The organism is Allobosea sp. LjRoot9 (genome assembly GCF_964252745.1).
Lineage (GTDB): Bacteria > Pseudomonadota > Alphaproteobacteria > Rhizobiales > Beijerinckiaceae > Allobosea.
Genome location: NZ_CAXUPC020000002.1, coordinates 1032125 through 1047493 on the forward strand (window position 1 = coordinate 1032125; position 15369 = coordinate 1047493).

A 15369-nucleotide genomic window follows, 5' to 3' on the forward strand; every position below is an offset into this window, starting at 1 on the left:
ATCCAATGCCGGCGGCCGCTCGCGCGCTAACGTCGCGACGAGACTGTCCCCCGGAGCCTTGGATTCATGTCACCGACGATCGAACGCATCGCCAGCGACGAGCGCCTGCCGACCGAGGTCGATGTCGTGGTCGTCGGCGCCGGCATCGTCGGCAGCGCCGCAGCCTATTACCTGGCGAAGCGCGGCCATTCCGTCGCGCTGCTGGAGAAGGGCGTCGTCGGCGGAGAACAATCGAGCCGCAACTGGGGCTGGTGCCGGCAACAGAACCGCGATGCGCGCGAATTGCCGCTCGCCATGCGCGCCATGGAATTGTGGGAGCGCTTCAACGGCGAGATCGGCCGCGATATCGGCTTCCGGCGCAGCGGGCTGGTCTATGCCAGCAACGATGCCGACCAGATCGCGCAATGGGAGAAATGGCGCGGAACGGCCCGGCAATTCGGCATCGACACGCGCATGCTATCAGGTGCCGAGGCCAGCGCCATGACAAGCGGCACCGGCAAATCCTGGCTCGGCGGTGTGCATTCGATCAGCGATGGCAAGGCCGAACCAGCCCTGGCCGCGCCGGTGCTCGCTCATGGCGCAAGACTGAACGGTGCGACGATCCATCAGGATTGCGCGGCGCGCGGGCTCGACATCACCAATGGCGCCGTCACGGGCGTAATCACCGAGAAGGGGTCGATCCGGACCCGCTCCGTCATTCTCTCCGGCGGCGCCTGGGCTTCGGCCTTCTGCCGCCGCCACGGTCTCCGCTTCCCCCAGGCGAGCGCCCGCCAGTCAATTCTGCGGACGGAGATCGCGCCGCAACTGCTCGATGCGCTCTACACGCCCGACTGCGCGCTGACACGCCGGCTCGACGGCAGCTATACGATCGCGATCAGCGGCAAGGCGACGCTCGATGTGACGCCGCAGGGCCTGCGCTATGCCCGTGACTTCATGCCGATGTTCGTCCGGCGCCTGAAGGCGCTGGAGTTCGGGATCGGCCCCTCCTTCTTCAAGGGGCCCGAAGCCATGATGGGGAACTGGGCCTTCGACAAGGAAACGCCGTTCGAACGTATCCGCGTGCTCGATCCCGCCCCCAGCCGCAGCGCCATCGCATTGACGATGGCGCGGGCTCGCGCGCTCTATCCCGCACTCAAGGATGTCGGCGTCCGCGAAAGCTGGAGCGGCTATGTCGATTCGACGCCCGACGCCGTGCCGGTGATCTCGCCTGTCGCCGGGCTGAAGGGCTTTGTGCTCGCGGCCGGCTGCAGCGGACATGGCTTCGGGCTCGGACCCGGCATCGGCCATCTCGCCGCCGACCTCGCAGTCGGAGACACGCCGATCGTCGATCCCAGCCCCTTCCGGCATTCACGGCTGATCGACGGTTCGAAGGGCGAGATCGGCGAATTCTAGCCCGACTCAACCACGCGCCAGGCCGTGGCCGTATCGTAGAAGAAGCGCTCCTCGGCGATGCGGTCGCCGCGCCAGCGCTGGATCGCGAGTTCCTCGAGCCGCCTGGTGACCCCGTTCTGGTCGGTCGCGTCGAACACCCAGTTGATCACCACCCTGTCGCCATCGACGAGAACCGCACGGGCGGGGTGGGTGTGCATTCGCTGCAATCGGGCCAAGGCCTTGGCCTCATGGGCCATCAGAACATCTCGCCCCCGGCGTGGCTCGGCCGCGTTCTCCTGCATCGAGGCGTCCTCGCAGTAGAAGTCCCGGATAGCGCCGACATGATCGCCGCTGACGACGGCGGCGACGAAGGCCTCGACACGCTTGCGATCAGGCATGCGCTGCTCCCTGCTGATGTTACCCAGCAGTCTTCTACTCCGTTTTCTGCGGGCGGCATCGCTTGAAAGCGCAGGGTCCGTCAGGCGGCCAACGTATCGGCAAGCCGTGCGATCATCGCCATCGCGCCGGCGAGTTCGCCGTCGGTGATGTATTCCTCCGGCTTGTGGGCGCGGTTGACGTCGCCAGGCCCGCACACGATCGCAGCGATGCCCGCTGCCTGATAGAGCCCGGCCTCGGTGCCGAAGCTGACCGCCTGCTGGCGCGGCATCCCTGACGCCGCCTCGCTCAGCGCGACCAGCGGATCGGCCTCGTCGAGATCGAGCGGCGGGTAGTCGCTCATCGTCTCGAAGCCGAAGCCGACGCGATGGCCGGTCTTCTCGGCTGCCGCGCGAATGCGCTCGGCCTCCCCTGGCAGGAAAGCCAGCAGGCTGGCCGGCTCCTGGCCGGCGATGGCGCGCGCCTCGATCTCGAAGACGCATTGCGCCGGCACGATATTGATGCCGGTGCCGCCATGGATGGTGCCGACCTGGATCGTCGAATAGGGCGGCGCGAAGGTGGACGCGAACGGGCCTTCGCCGGCATGCCGCAGCGCCTCGGCCTGCACGGCCGCGATCAGCTGCGCGGCATAATGGATCGCGTTGTCGCCGAGGTCGGGGCGGGAGGAGTGCCCGGCCTTGCCGTCGACCGTGACGCGCTGAGCGATCTTGCCCTTATGCCGCAGCACCGGATGCAAGCCACTCGGCTCGCCGACGATGCAGCCCGCCGGCTGCGGACAGAGCTCCGGCAGCCGCGCGATGAGATGGCGCACGCCGACGCAGCCGACCTCCTCGTCATAGGACAGCGCGATATGGACCGGGCGCGCCAGCTTGCGCGAGACGAGATCAGGGACGCTCGCCAGCACGCAGGCGACGAAACCCTTCATGTCGACAGCGCCACGCCCGATCAAGCGCTCGCCATCGCGCCGCAAGCTGAAGGGATCGCCGAGCCACCCCTCGGGAGCCGCCGGCACGACGTCGAGATGCGCCGACAGGATGATGCCGCCGGGCACGCGCGGTCCGATCGTGGCGAAGAGGTTCGAGCGGTCTCCCTCCGGCCCGGGCAGGACCACGCTCTCGACGCCGTGGCCGGCAAGAAAGCCGCGGACATGCTCGACGATTGCGCCGTTCGGCGTACGGCAGATGGAAGGAAAGGCCACGAGATCGGCCAGCACGGATTCGACAGTCATTGGGTATCCGCCATCAGGTCATATGCGCTCGGTCGAGCGACGATGGCAGGAGCCTAACAGAGCCCGCCGGCCATCCCGCGCATCCTTTCGCCTGCTGCGGCAATCCATGCCGAACCGGGCCATCTGATCGGCAGAATCTTCGCTGGGCCGGATACGATTCCATCTCCGTACCCGCGCATGCACCCTAGTCTTAGGTGCAACGTGGCGGATTGGGCCGTCGCGGCCACATCCGAAGACGAGAGACGCAATGAGCACCGCTCGGCCGAAATTCATCACCTTCGACTGCTACGGCACGCTGATCGATTTCCAGATGGGGCCGGCCGCGCGGCGGGTCTACAGCTCCAGGCTGACGCCCGAGGTGATGGACGGGTTCTACGAGAGTTTTCGAGGCTATCGTCTCGACGAGATCCTGGGCGCCTGGAAGCCGTTCGACGAAGTCGTCCACAACGCGGTCGAGCGCAGCTGCAAGGCCTGGAACGTGACGTTCGACCCGGCAGATGCCCAGAGGATCTATGACGAGATTCCGAGCTGGATTCCGCATCCCGACGTGCCGGCCGGCCTCGCCAAGGTCGCCAAGGAAATCCCGCTCGTCGTCCTCTCGAATTCGATGACGGACCTTATCCCTTATTCCATGGCCAAGCTCGGCGCGCCCTTCCATGCCGCCTATACGGCGCAGGAGGCGCAAGCCTACAAGCCGCTGCAGCGGGCCTTCGAATATATGTTCGACATGCTGGGCTGCGGGCCGGCCGACGTCATGCATTGCTCGTCAAGCCTGCGCTACGATCTGATGACCGCCTACGACATGAAGATCGGCCAGCGTGTCTTCGTGAATCGCGGCCATGAGCCGGGCATCGATTTCTACGGCTATCGCGAGATCAAGAGCATCGAGCAACTCCCCGGCCTGCTCGGGCTTTGACGCGCATGCGCGATTTCAATCCCGATAGCGTCGCCTTCGCCAAGGGCCATTTCATCGCCGGCGCCGTCGTCGATGAGCCCGGCGAGCGATTGAGCGTCGCAAGACCATCCGACGCGGTGGATTATGCCGAATTGCCGATCGCGTCGGTCGAGACGGTCGATCGCGCGGTCAAGGACGCGACCGAGGCGGTGAAGCGCAGCGGCTGGGCGACGCGGCCGCCGCGCGAGCGGGCGCGCGCCATGCAGCGCTGGGCCGAATTGATCGAGGCGAAGGCCGAGGAGCTGGGGCAGCTGGAGGCGCTGGGCTCGACCCGGCCGATCGCCCAGGCCGTGACCGGCGACGTGATGGGCACGGCGGAAGGCATCCGCTTCTTCTCCGAATATGCCGACAAGCTCGGCGGCGAGGTCGCGGCGACGCGAACCGACCATTTCGGCATGATCGTCTCCGAACCCTATGGCGTCGTCGGCGCGATCACGCCCTGGAATTTTCCCCTCAGCATGGCGTCCTGGAAGGTCGGCCCGGCGCTGGCCGCAGGCAACGGCATCGTGCTGAAGCCCTCCGAGCTCACGCCATTCTCGACCGTGCGGCTGGCGCAACTCGCCATCGAGGCCGGTATTCCCGCCGGCATCTTCAATGTCGTGCAGGGCACGGGGGCGGTCACCGGTGATGCGCTGAGCCGCCATCCCGGCATCGCAAAGCTCTCCTTCACCGGCTCGACCCGCACCGGCATCGCGATCATGAAGGCAGCGGCCGAAAGCGGTATCAAGCCGGTGACGCTCGAGCTCGGCGGCAAGAGCCCGCAATTGGTCTTCGCCGATGCCGATCTCGACAAGGCGTCCGACTGCATAGCCGGCTCATTGCTTGCCAATGCCGGACAGGCCTGCGTTGCAGGATCGCGCCTGATCGTGCAGCGGCAGGTCGCCGACGCGCTGGTGGCGGCGTTGAAAAGCCGGCTCGCGCGCGTGGCGCCCGGCCCGACCTGGAAATCCTCGACCGGCTTCGCGCCGATCATCTCGGAATTGCAGGCGCGCCGGATCGACACCATCCTGGCGCGCAGCCGCGAGCAAGGCGCCGAGGTGCTGCTGGGCGGCAGCCGGATCGAGGGGCATGGCGGCGCGTTCTACCAGCCGACCCTGCTCGCAGGCGTCACGACCGAGAATGCCGCCGTGCGAGAGGAAATCTTCGGCCCGGTCCTCACCATCCAGAGCTTCGAGACCGAGGAAGAGGGTTTCGCGCTCGCCGACCATCCCGAATACGGGCTGGCGGCCGGCGTCTACACCGCCGATCTCGGCCGAGGCTTGCGGGCCGTGCGCCAGCTCAAGGCCGGCACGGTCTGGATCAATCGCTATAGCCGCACGCTCGACTTCATCCTGCCGACCGGCGGCTATAAGAGCTCCGGCATCGGCAAGGATCTCGGCCGGCAGGCTGTCGAGGCCAATCTGCGGCATAAGACAGTGCTGATCGATATCGGGGGGTGAGGCTGCCGTCGGCGCCGCGCCTTCCTTCCCCACGCTCTTTATACGTCATGCTCGGGCGTAGACTCGAGCATCTCGCGACGAGAGAGCCTCTCTTTGCCGATGCCCCATCCGGCTTGAGATTCTCGGGTCTACGCTACGCTCCGCCCGAGAATGACGGCGTAGGATCATGACATTGACCGGCTAATAGCTCGCCCGCAGCAGGCCGAGGGTGGGGTGAAGCTTGTCGATCGCCTCGATCTCGGCGCGCAACTCGGCGATGATCCAGTCGCGGATCTCCTTCACGATCGGCCGGGCGGGACGGTTGGGCGGCGTGACCAGCACGCAGACACGGGCTCCCGCCGTCAGCCGGTCGGAAGCCGGCGTCAGCGCGCCCGAGATCAGCGCATGCGAGACGACCGTGCTCCAGCCGAAGGCGATGCCCTGCCCGAGCAGCGCCGCCTGCACGACCACCGCGTAATCGGAGAAGCTCAGCGTCTTGACCGGGCCGGAGCGGCCGGTGGCGAAGGGCGGATACTGGCTCGGCCAGTCCAACGAACTGTCGGTCAAGTGGATGATGGTGTTGCCGTCCTCGGCGGAGCCCGGCCCGGCCGATCCCGGCCGGCAATAACCTGGACTGCACACCGGCAGCATGACTTCCCGGATGACGAGCGAGCCGGGCTGGACGACCTCGTCGGCTGCTGCGAAGCGCATACCGAGATCGACATTCTCGACCGGACCGCGCAACGACCCGGCGATCATCTGGAAGCGCAGATCTGCGGCCGGAAAACGCCTCTGGAAGCGGTCCATGCGCGGCATCAGCCAATGCGTGGTGAAGGCCGAGGAGACGGAAAGGGTCACCGTCTCCTTGCCGGCGCGCAAGTGCTCGATCTCGCGCAATCCCGCCTCGATGCTGCGGAAGCCGTCGGAGACGCGACGGTACAGCGTCTCCCCCTCCGGCGTCAGGACCGCGCCCTTGCCGCCGCGCTCGAACAGCCGGACGCCGAGATAACTTTCGAAGCGCGCCAGCATGCGGCTCACCGCCGGTTGGGTGACGTTCAACTCATCCGCCGCGCGCGTGAAGCTGCCGCCGCGGGCCGCCGCCTCGAACACGAAGAGCGCATTGCTAGACGACACCATGCGGCGCAGATCTGACATTACATGAGGTTATGGCTTTCCTGATTATTTGGCAATTGCCGTCTCGCGCCGAAACCCCTTTCATGAGCGGGTCGAATGCAGCTTGCGGCGACGGGTTCGCAGAGGCCCGCGCCGCCAGACGGCATGCTCGGGACGGCACGGCCAGGTCATAAGCCATCCTTATGGCGTAGCCTGAAATCGGTCCTTGTCCGCGCCCGCCAGCAGCCGCTGTATTCATGACGGGAGAATTCAGAATGGCAGAGTTGGGCGGCGAGCGCGTCGAAATCCGGTCCGCGAGCAAGATCTACGGATCGGTGCGGGCGCTCGACGACGTGTCGCTCGATGTCGCGCCCCATGAATTCGTCTCGTTGCTCGGCCCTTCCGGCTCGGGCAAGACCACCTTGCTCGGCATCCTCGGCGGCTTCATCCAGCCTTCGGGCGGGTCGATCCATTTCGGCGGGCGCGACGTCACCTTCACCCCGCCGCACAAGCGCGACATCGGCATCGTCTTCCAGAACTACGCGCTGTTTCCGCATATGAGCGTCGGCGAGAACGTCGCCTTTCCCCTCAGGGCGCGGCGCTTGCCGAAATCGACCTATGCCGAACGCGTCAGGGGCGCGCTCGCGATGGTCGATCTTGCCGGCTATGAGGAGCGCGGCATCGCCCAGCTCTCGGGCGGCCAGCGCCAGCGCGTCGCGCTCGCCCGCGCCATGATCTTCGAGCCGCGCCTGATCCTGATGGACGAGCCCTTGTCGGCGCTCGACAAGCAATTGCGCGAGACCATGCAGATCGAACTGCGCCAGCTCCACAAGCGGCTCGGCGCCACCATCATCTATGTCACGCATGACCAGCGCGAGGCGCTGACGATGAGCGACCGCGTCGCCATCCTGAAGGACGGCAAGCTCATCCAGATCGACGCGCCGGCCCGCCTGCACGACCACCCGGCCAACGCCTTCGTGGCGAGCTTCATCGGCGAGGCGACCTTGCTGCCGGTCAAGCGGATCGATGCCTCAAGCGTTGCGCTCGCAGGCGCGGTGCTCAAGACCAGCCGCCCGATCGCACCTAACGGCGATCTCGTGCTGGCGATCCAGACCGAGAAACTGCTGATCGAGGACGGTACCGGCGCGCCCGAGCGCAACCGCTTCTCGGCCCGCGTGACCGATGTCGTCTTCCAGGGCGAGAGCCTGCGCGTCTTCCTCGCGCTCGACGACGGCGCCGCCTTGAGCCTGCGCCAGCCCAGCCATTACGAGGCCGCCCGCCGCATTCCTCCGGTCGGCGAGCGCCTCGCGGTCAGCCTGCATCCGCAAGACACGATCATCGTCCCGAAAACGGACGGCTGATCGAGCCCTTTATCCGTCCAACTGTCCAAATCCTTCCAACTACCCAAGAGAAGTCGACGCCATGGCGCTCAGTGATTTCAAGGTTCTCACATTCGATGTCGTCGGCACGCTGATCGACTTCGAAAGCGGCGTTCTCAATGCGGTGCGCCGCATCGGCGGGCCAGCGGCAGCGAAGCTGAGCGACGACGAGATCTTCGCGCCCTATCTCAGGGGGCGCGAGCTCAACTACGAGCGCTCCAGCGAGGTGATGAAGCTGGTCTACATCCACCTTGCCAAGGAACTCGGCCTGCCTGCCGACGAGGCTTCCGCCGACTCCTTCCAATACGCCATTTTGCAGCATCCGGCCTTCCCGGATTCCGTCCAGGCGCTGGCGCGGCTGCGCAAGCACTACCGGCTGGTCGCGATGACGAATGCCGACCGCTCGACCTTCACCTTCTATTCGCACACGCTCGGCAACCCGTTCCACGACAGCGTCACCGCCGATGAGGCGATCCATCCCAAGCCCGATCCGCTGTTCTTCGCCTTCAATCGCGGCCGCCAGTCGGCCTTCGGCTACAAGCAGGAGGAGATCCTGCATGTCGCCCAGAGCCAGTATCACGACATCGGCGTTGCGAAATCGCTCGGCTACAAGACCTGCTGGATCGAGCGGCGCCAGGGCCAGAAGGGTTTCGGCGGCACGCCGGCCGTTCCCGAGCTGACCAGGCCCGACTACCATTTCCCGACCTTGGCGGCGCTCGCCGACGCGGTCGAGACCGAAAAGGCGTAAGCGCCGGTGCCCAGCGGAGCGCCCTGGCAAGCTCTCGATCCCGCGCCGTCGCTCTGGCAGGCGACGGCCGCGCCATTGCGCGACCTACCGCCTTTGCAGGGCGACGCGCAGGCCGATGTCGTCATCATCGGCGCGGGCTATACGGGGCTGTCGGCGGCGCATCACCTGGCGCAAAGCGGTCTCCAGCCGATCGTGCTGGAGGCCAACCAGCCGGGCTGGGGCGCGAGCGGCCGCAATGGCGGCGTCATCACCGCGAAATTCCGCATCTCCTTCCCCGCCATCGCATCGGCCCATGGCCGCGAGATGGCGCGGCGCATGTACGATATCGCGCTCGAGGCGACCGATGTCGTCTCTGAGCTCGTCGATGAGTTCGGCATCGAGAACGCGGCCCTGACGCGCTCGGGCCAGGTCAAGGCGGCGCATAACCAGGAGACCCTGAATTACGCCATCACCGAGGCGCAATGGCTGAAGGCCGAGCTCGGCGACACCACCATGTCGGTGCTCAGCGCCGATCAGGTGCGTGAGGAGACCGGCTCGGACGGCTTCATCGGCGGCGTGCTCAATGCCGGCTCCGGTGGCATCCACCCGCTGAACTACCTGCATGGCCTCGCCAGGGGCGTCACCAAACGCGGCATCGCGATCCATGCCGAGACGCCGGCCTTGCGGCTGCGGCGCGAGGGCAGCGGCGTGCTGGTCGAGACGCCGGGTGGAATCGTCCGGGCGCGGCAGGCGATCATCGCCACCAACAGCTATTCCGACCTGACCCCGGCGACCGCCTCCTTCCGTACCACGCTGATCCCGTTCCGCAGCGCCATCATCGCGACGGACAAGCTCTCGCCCAATCTGGCGGCGAGCGTGATGCCGACGCGGCGGACCTATACCGAGACCAAGCGGATGATGCGCTGGTTCCGCATGGTCGACGACCGGGTGATTTTTGGCGGACGCGGCGCCTTCGGGAAGAAGGATTCAGCTTCGGCCTTCCGCGCCCTGCACAAGGCGATGACCGGCATCTTTCCGCAGCTTTCGGAGGTGCCCCTGGCCTATCGCTGGTCCGGGCTGGTCGCGATGACGCTCGACTCGGTGCCCCATGTCGGGCGTCTCGACGACCGCGTGATGTTCGCGATGGGCTATAATGGCGCGGGCGTCGCGATGTCGAGCCTGATGGGGCGCTACCTTGCTGCCTACGCGCGTGGCGAGGCGCCCGATGTCGGGCTGCTCGACGCCGCCCGGATGCGGCGCGTGCCCTTCTACCCGCTTCGAGAACCGGCCGTCCGCATGGTCGCCGGCTGGTATCAGTTTCTAGACGCGATCGGACGGTAGCTCGAAGATCCGATCCAAAAACAGGGGACTAGACATGCTTAAGCACGATTTGGCCAAACGACGCCTGAACACCCGGCTTGCCTGCGCGACTGCAGGTCTCGCCATGGCGCTGATGAGCACGGTCCCGGCATTCGCCGCCGAGCAGATGCTCTTCGTCTCGCAGGGCGGCGCCTATCAGAAGGCGCAGACGATCGCGATCCTCGACCCCGCCGCCAAGAAGCTCGGCATCACCATCAACCAGGACAGCGTGCCCGACGCCTGGCCGATCATGCGTTCGCAGGTCGCCACGGGTAAGCCGACCTGGGACGTCGTCGACGTCGCCACCAATTTCTGCCTGCGCGGCGGCGAGCAGGGCATCGTCGAGAAGCTCGACTTCAGCAAGATCCCGAACGCGGCGGCGATGCCGGCGGAATATCGCAGCGACTACTCCATCGCCTACGAATTCTATTCCAGCGTGATGGGCTACAGCCTGAAGAAATTCCCGGACGCGGCCACCGCGCCCAAGACCTGGGCCGATTTCTGGGACGTGAAGAAATTCCCCGGCCGGCGCTCGCTGCGCAACCACCCGCTCGCCACGCTCGAAGCCGCGCTGATGGCCGACGGCGTCGCGCCCGACAAGCTCTACCCACTCGATGTCGACCGCGCCTTCAAGAAGCTCGAGGAGATCAAGCCCAACATCACCGTCTGGTGGACCTCGGGCGCACAGTCGGCCCAGCTCCTCAACGATGGCGAGGTCGACATGGTGATGGCCTGGAACGGCCGCATCAGCGCGCTGGTCAAGGAAGGCGCCAAGGTCACCTACACCTATAACCAGGGCATCCTGCAGAGCACCTCGCTCTGCGTGCTCAAAGGCGCGCCGAACCTGCCGACCGCGATCAAGTTCCTGAACGAGGCGGTCGATCCGGTGCACCAGGCCAATCTGCCGATGCAGATCGATTACGGCCCGGCCAACCCGAAAGCCTATGACACTGGCGTGATCCCGGCGGCGCGCGTCGCGGAACTGCCGAGCGCGCCGGCGAACGCCAAGGCCCAGGCGCTGATGTCCTATGCCTGGTGGACCTCGGCTGCCGGCGAAGCGGCGGAAAAGCGCTGGCTCGCCTTCACCCAGAAGTAAGGAACGTCATTCTCGGGTCCGCGCCAGGCGCGGACCCGAGACCTCTTGAAATGATGCTTGGGTCGAGCTCAAGCATGACGGAAGAGACGAGATGAGCGCGATCGACCCATCCCTCCGCTACCAGCGCCGCGAACAGGGGCTGATGCTCCTGCTCGCCTCGCCGGCCGTGATCGTGATCGTGGCGCTCGTCGTGCTGCCCGTGGGCTGGCTGATGGGCCAGTCCTTCTATGATGGCGGCTTCACGCTGGAGCACTACAAGCGCATCTTCAGCGAGGACATCTATTGGCGCAGCTTCCTGCTGACCTTCCGCATCGCGTTTACGGTCACGGTCCTGACGCTCATCCTGGGCTATCCCGTCGCCTATGCCGCCGCCCATGCCAAGCGGCCCTGGGACATGCTGATCCTGTCCTTCGTCATCCTGCCGTTCTGGACCAGCGTCCTGGTGCGCGCCTATGCCTGGCTCGTGCTGCTGCAACGCACGGGCGTAGCCAATCAGGTGCTCGAGCGGTTCGGGTTGATCAGCGACCCGCTGGCGCTGGTGCATAACGAGCTCGGCACGGTGATCGCGACCGTCCACATCCTGTTGCCCTTCATGGTGCTGCCGCTCTACTCGACCATGCAGAAGATCCCGCGCGACCTGATGCTGGCCGGGGCGAGCCTCGGCGGCGGACCGCTCCATACCTTCCTGCGCGTGTTCCTGCCGCTGTCCCTGCCCGGCGTCGTCGCCGGGCTGACGCTGGTCTTCGTGCTGACGCTCGGCTTCTACATCACGCCGGAGCTGCTCGGCGGCGGCCGGACGATCATGATCTCAATGGTCGTGAGCCGGAATGTCGAGCTCTACAATCAATGGGGCGCGGCGAGCGCGATCGGCGTCGTGCTGCTCGTCTGCGTGCTGGCGATCTTCATGTTGGTCGGCCGCATCATCCCGCTCGACAAGATGCTGGGGCAGAAATGAAACATCCCCTCCTCCCGCGTCTCGCCTTCGGCCTCTTCGTCGGGCTGGTGCTGGCCTATCTGATCGTGCCGCTCGCGATCATCGTGCCGATGTCGTTCTCCGGCACGCGCTTCCTGACCTTCCCGCCGCCGTCCTTCTCGCTGCGCTGGTATGAGGAGTATTTCGGCAACCCGGCCTGGATGCAGGCGACCAAGGTGAGCCTGACGATCGCAGCGCTGACGGTTGCGCTCGCGACGCCGCTCGGCGTGGCCGCCGCCTATGCCATCAGCAATTCGCAAAGCCGGCTGATGCGCTCGCTCCACATGGTGCTGATGCTGCCGCTGATCGTGCCGATCATCATCATCGCGATCGGCATCTTCTTCGTCTATGCGAAGGTCGGCCTGATCGCGACGCTGCCCGGGCTCGTTCTCGCCAATGTCATGCTCGGCCTGCCCTATGTCATCACCTCGGTGGTCGCCGGGCTGCAGAGCTTCGATCCGGCGCAGGAGATGGTGGCACGCAGCCTCGGCATGAACCGCCTGCGCGCCTTCCTCAGCGTGACATTGCCGCAGATCAAGGCCAGCGTCTTCGCCGGCGGCATCTTCGCCTTCATCTCGGCGATCGACGAGACGATCATCTCGCTCTTCGTCTCGGGCGGGCAGTATCAGACGCTGACGCGAAGGATGTTCACCGCGCTGCGCGACGAGATCGACCCGACCATCGCCTCGATCTCGACCTTGCTGACGGCGGCCTCCTTCGTGCTCGTGCTGCTGGCAATGAGCGGGCAGAAGAAGGCGGCGTAACAAGTATAGGACGCTCAACCCATAGCGCCTGTTTTGAAACTCGCTCTGGTGAGCCGGCTGGCGCGGATTTCGAGAACCGGAGCGCCGCGGACTTCATGTCCGTGAGCACCGGAAGCGCAGAAAGCTGCGTCAGACGGCCGCCGGAGTAGAGTTACGCGGCGGCTCAGTGCCGCCAGTCCTGATAGCGGTAATAGGCCCCCACGAAGGGCAGGAACCAGGGCGGGCCGAAATGACCGGGCACGGCCGGCCAGTCGAGCCCGGCCAGCGGGTTCGCCTTGGCGTCGCCGCCCATGACGCGCGCCATGATCTGCCCCATATGCACCGACATCTGCGTGCCATGGCCGCTATAGCCCAGCGCGTAGAACAGGCCGTCGCGCTCGCCGGCGCGCGGCAGGCGGTCCGAGGTCATGTCGACCAGCCCGCCCCAGCAATAATCGATGCGTGTGCCGGCGAGCTGGGGGAAAAGCTCCAGCATCCGCGCCTGCAGGATCGCACCGCTCTTGGCGTCCGATTTCGGGCTCGACAGCGCAAAGCGCGCCCGCCCACCGAAGATCAACCGGTTGTCGGGCGTCAGGCGGAAATAGTTGCCGATATTCTTGGTCGTCGTCGCGGTGCGCCGCGTCGGCATGATCGAGGTCGCGAGATTGTCCGAAAGCGGCTCGGTCGCGATGATGAAGCTGCCGACCGGAACGATGCGCCGCCGCAACCAAGCGAAGGGACCCTCTCGGGAGGCGCCAGTCGCGAGCAGAACCTGCCCGGCCTCGATCTCGCCGCGCGTCGTCACGACCCGGTGCGTGCTGCCGTTCAAGCGGTGAAGGCCGGTGACGCGGGCATTCTCGAAGATGCCGGCGCCGCGCCGCGCCGCCGCATTCGCAAGGCCCGCGCCGAAGCGGCCCATATGCATATGGGCGCCGCGCGGGAAGACGAGGCCGCCATGGAAGCCGTCCGAGCCGATCTCGGTCCTGGTCTCTTCCGGCCGCACGATGACGAGATCGGGCTCGACCGTGCGCTGCAGCAATTCGGCGCTTTTTTCGAGCTTGGCGAAATGCTCGGGCTTGGCGGCAAGCTTGATCTTGCCGGTGCGACGGAAATCGCAATCGATCGCCTCCTCCGCGACCAGCGCCTCGACCTGATCGACGGCGGCGTCAAAAGCGCGATAGAGCGCGCTCGCACGTTCAAGCCCGAGGCTCGCGGCAAGGCCTGCGAGATCATGCGCCGTACCGTTGTTGCAATGCCCGCCATTGCGGCCCGACGCCTCGCCAATGACGCGGCCTGCTTCCAATACAGCTACGCTCGCGCCGGATTTCGCCAGCGCCAGCGCCGCCGACAGGCCGGTGAAACCGCCGCCGACGATGGCGACATCGACCTTGCCGGCGAGTGGTCCAGCCGTATCCGCCTCGAAACGCGGCGCCGAATCGAGCCAATAGGGTTCCAGTTTCATGAGCATACGGGTCCGCGCGTCGGCATGAGCTATCAGGGTTCGTGAAGCGTATCGAGCCAATTCAGGGCAAACGTCGACCCTGGATCAGATCCAGCCCCGCCGCCCCAGCTTGCATCAAGTTAAGCCTCTGTATTGTATGAATTTTACTATTCTCGAATGCTCCCGACGGACCTATACTTGCGTTCCATTTCGCACGAGGCCAGCAGCGGTGGTTTACAGAACGGCCAAGCGCAAACTCGACTACGACATCGACATCCGGGCGATGACCGAAGCCGATCTGGTGCAGGCGCATCAGCTCTCGATCGGCGTCGGCTGGCCGCACCGCCCCGAGGATTGGCGGCTGGTGCTCGAGGTCGGGCACGGCTTCGTCGCCTGCGACGCGATCGGACGCGCGCTCGGCTCGGCGATGTGGTGGCCCTTCGGCGAGCATTTCGCCACCTGCGGCATGGTCATCACCTCGCCCAGGCTGCAGGCGCAGGGCGCGGGGCGGCGCCTGATGGACACGATCTTCGAACAATCCGGCGCGCGCGATCTGCGCCTCAATTCGACACGGGCCGGCTACCGGCTCTATCGCTCGCTCGGCTTCGAACCGGTCGGGCGCATCTTCCAGCATCAGGGCCGGGCCCAGCTTTCAGAGCCCCCAACCGGGGACGAGATTGCAGTGCGCAGCGTCGTCGCAGCCGACCGCGACGCCATCGCCCGGCTCGACGGCATGGCCTATGGCGCGGACCGGGCGCGGGTGATTGCGGCCTTGATGGCGCAATCGGCCGGGACGATCGTCGAGCGCAATGGCGAGGCGGTCGGCTTCGCGCTGTGCCGGCGCTTCGGCCGCGGCCATGTCGTCGGGCCGATCGTCGCCGAGGACGACGCGATGGCGATCGCGCTGACGAGGCCGCATGTCGCCGCGCATGAAGGCGCCTTCCTGCGCGTCGACACCGCCCAGGAGCAAGGCTTGTTCGGCGGCTTCCTCGAAGCCAGCGGCATGATGATTTTCGACAGTGTGACGACGATGATCCGCGGCCGCAATCACGGGGCGCAGGGCGCGGCACGCACCTTCGGGCTGGTCAACCAGGCCTTGGGCTGATTTGGCGCTGAGCTGAGCACATTGTTTTGTCGCGTTTTCTTCACGCGAACCGGTGTCCACTTCGC

General features: G+C 66.2%; 14 protein-coding genes. 10 read left to right on the forward strand and 4 right to left on the reverse strand.

Annotated elements, in window-relative coordinates:
• Positions 1–66: 66 nt before the first annotated feature.
• Entirely contained in the window at positions 67–1392 is a 1326-nt protein-coding gene (locus ACSQ3P_RS13435) for an NAD(P)/FAD-dependent oxidoreductase (RefSeq protein WP_436166023.1), read from the forward strand.
• Here the strand turns inward: ACSQ3P_RS13435 and ACSQ3P_RS13440 are convergent.
• Both ACSQ3P_RS13440 and argE read right to left on the reverse strand, forming a co-directional pair.
• Positions 1389–1769, reverse strand: a complete 381-nt coding sequence (locus tag ACSQ3P_RS13440) for a nuclear transport factor 2 family protein (RefSeq protein WP_436166024.1) — start codon at positions 1767–1769, stop codon at positions 1389–1391. The two genes, ACSQ3P_RS13435 and ACSQ3P_RS13440, sit on opposite strands and share 4 nt — an antisense overlap.
• 80 nt (positions 1770–1849) lie before the next feature.
• Positions 1850–2995 carry an acetylornithine deacetylase gene (gene argE, locus ACSQ3P_RS13445; RefSeq protein WP_436166025.1) on the reverse strand — a complete coding sequence of 382 codons (1146 nt, stop codon included), beginning with the start codon at positions 2993–2995 and terminating at the stop codon, positions 1850–1852.
• Positions 2996–3242: 247 nt separating this feature from the next.
• Here argE and ACSQ3P_RS13450 point away from each other — a divergent pair, with 247 nt between their 5' ends.
• Positions 3243–3911 (forward strand): haloacid dehalogenase type II, encoded by a 669-nt coding sequence (locus tag ACSQ3P_RS13450; protein ID WP_436166026.1) that lies wholly within the window; start codon positions 3243–3245, stop codon positions 3909–3911.
• Positions 3912–3916: 5 nt separating this feature from the next.
• The gene (locus ACSQ3P_RS13455; RefSeq protein WP_436166027.1) at positions 3917–5389 is read left to right on the forward strand and encodes an aldehyde dehydrogenase family protein; all 1473 of its coding nucleotides are present in this window, start codon (positions 3917–3919) and stop codon (positions 5387–5389) included.
• Between the two features lie 180 nt (positions 5390–5569).
• Here ACSQ3P_RS13455 and ACSQ3P_RS13460 read toward each other — a convergent pair whose 3' ends face one another.
• Positions 5570–6523: a LysR family transcriptional regulator gene (locus tag ACSQ3P_RS13460; RefSeq protein WP_436166028.1), complete on the reverse strand. Its 954-nt coding sequence runs from the start codon at positions 6521–6523 to the stop codon at positions 5570–5572.
• A gap of 233 nt (positions 6524–6756) precedes the next feature.
• Here ACSQ3P_RS13460 and ACSQ3P_RS13465 point away from each other — a divergent pair, with 233 nt between their 5' ends.
• From ACSQ3P_RS13465 to ACSQ3P_RS13490, 6 genes are all read left to right on the forward strand, one after another.
• Positions 6757–7842, forward strand: a complete 1086-nt coding sequence (locus ACSQ3P_RS13465; protein WP_436166029.1) for an ABC transporter ATP-binding protein — start codon at positions 6757–6759, stop codon at positions 7840–7842.
• 61 nt (positions 7843–7903) lie between these two features.
• Positions 7904–8608 carry an HAD-IA family hydrolase gene (locus tag ACSQ3P_RS13470; protein ID WP_436166030.1) on the forward strand — a complete coding sequence of 235 codons (705 nt, stop codon included), beginning with the start codon at positions 7904–7906 and terminating at the stop codon, positions 8606–8608.
• A gap of 6 nt (positions 8609–8614) precedes the next feature.
• On the forward strand, positions 8615–9928 hold the full coding sequence (locus tag ACSQ3P_RS13475; protein ID WP_436166031.1) for an NAD(P)/FAD-dependent oxidoreductase: 1314 nt from the start codon (positions 8615–8617) through the stop codon (positions 9926–9928).
• A gap of 103 nt (positions 9929–10031) precedes the next feature.
• Positions 10032–11042: an ABC transporter substrate-binding protein gene (locus ACSQ3P_RS13480; protein WP_436166257.1), complete on the forward strand. Its 1011-nt coding sequence runs from the start codon at positions 10032–10034 to the stop codon at positions 11040–11042.
• Between the two features lie 91 nt (positions 11043–11133).
• The gene (locus ACSQ3P_RS13485; RefSeq protein WP_436166032.1) at positions 11134–11997 is read left to right on the forward strand and encodes an ABC transporter permease; all 864 of its coding nucleotides are present in this window, start codon (positions 11134–11136) and stop codon (positions 11995–11997) included.
• Entirely contained in the window at positions 11994–12779 is a 786-nt protein-coding gene (locus ACSQ3P_RS13490; RefSeq protein ID WP_436166033.1) for an ABC transporter permease, read from the forward strand. Before ACSQ3P_RS13485 ends, ACSQ3P_RS13490 begins: the two co-directional genes overlap by 4 nt.
• A gap of 163 nt (positions 12780–12942) precedes the next feature.
• Here ACSQ3P_RS13490 and ACSQ3P_RS13495 read toward each other — a convergent pair whose 3' ends face one another.
• On the reverse strand, positions 12943–14220 hold the full coding sequence (locus ACSQ3P_RS13495) for an NAD(P)/FAD-dependent oxidoreductase (RefSeq protein ID WP_436166034.1): 1278 nt from the start codon (positions 14218–14220) through the stop codon (positions 12943–12945).
• 262 nt (positions 14221–14482) lie between these two features.
• Between ACSQ3P_RS13495 and ACSQ3P_RS13500 the strand changes: the two genes are divergently transcribed.
• Entirely contained in the window at positions 14483–15304 is an 822-nt protein-coding gene (locus tag ACSQ3P_RS13500; RefSeq protein WP_436166258.1) for a GNAT family N-acetyltransferase, read from the forward strand.
• Positions 15305–15369: the final 65 nt, after the last annotated feature.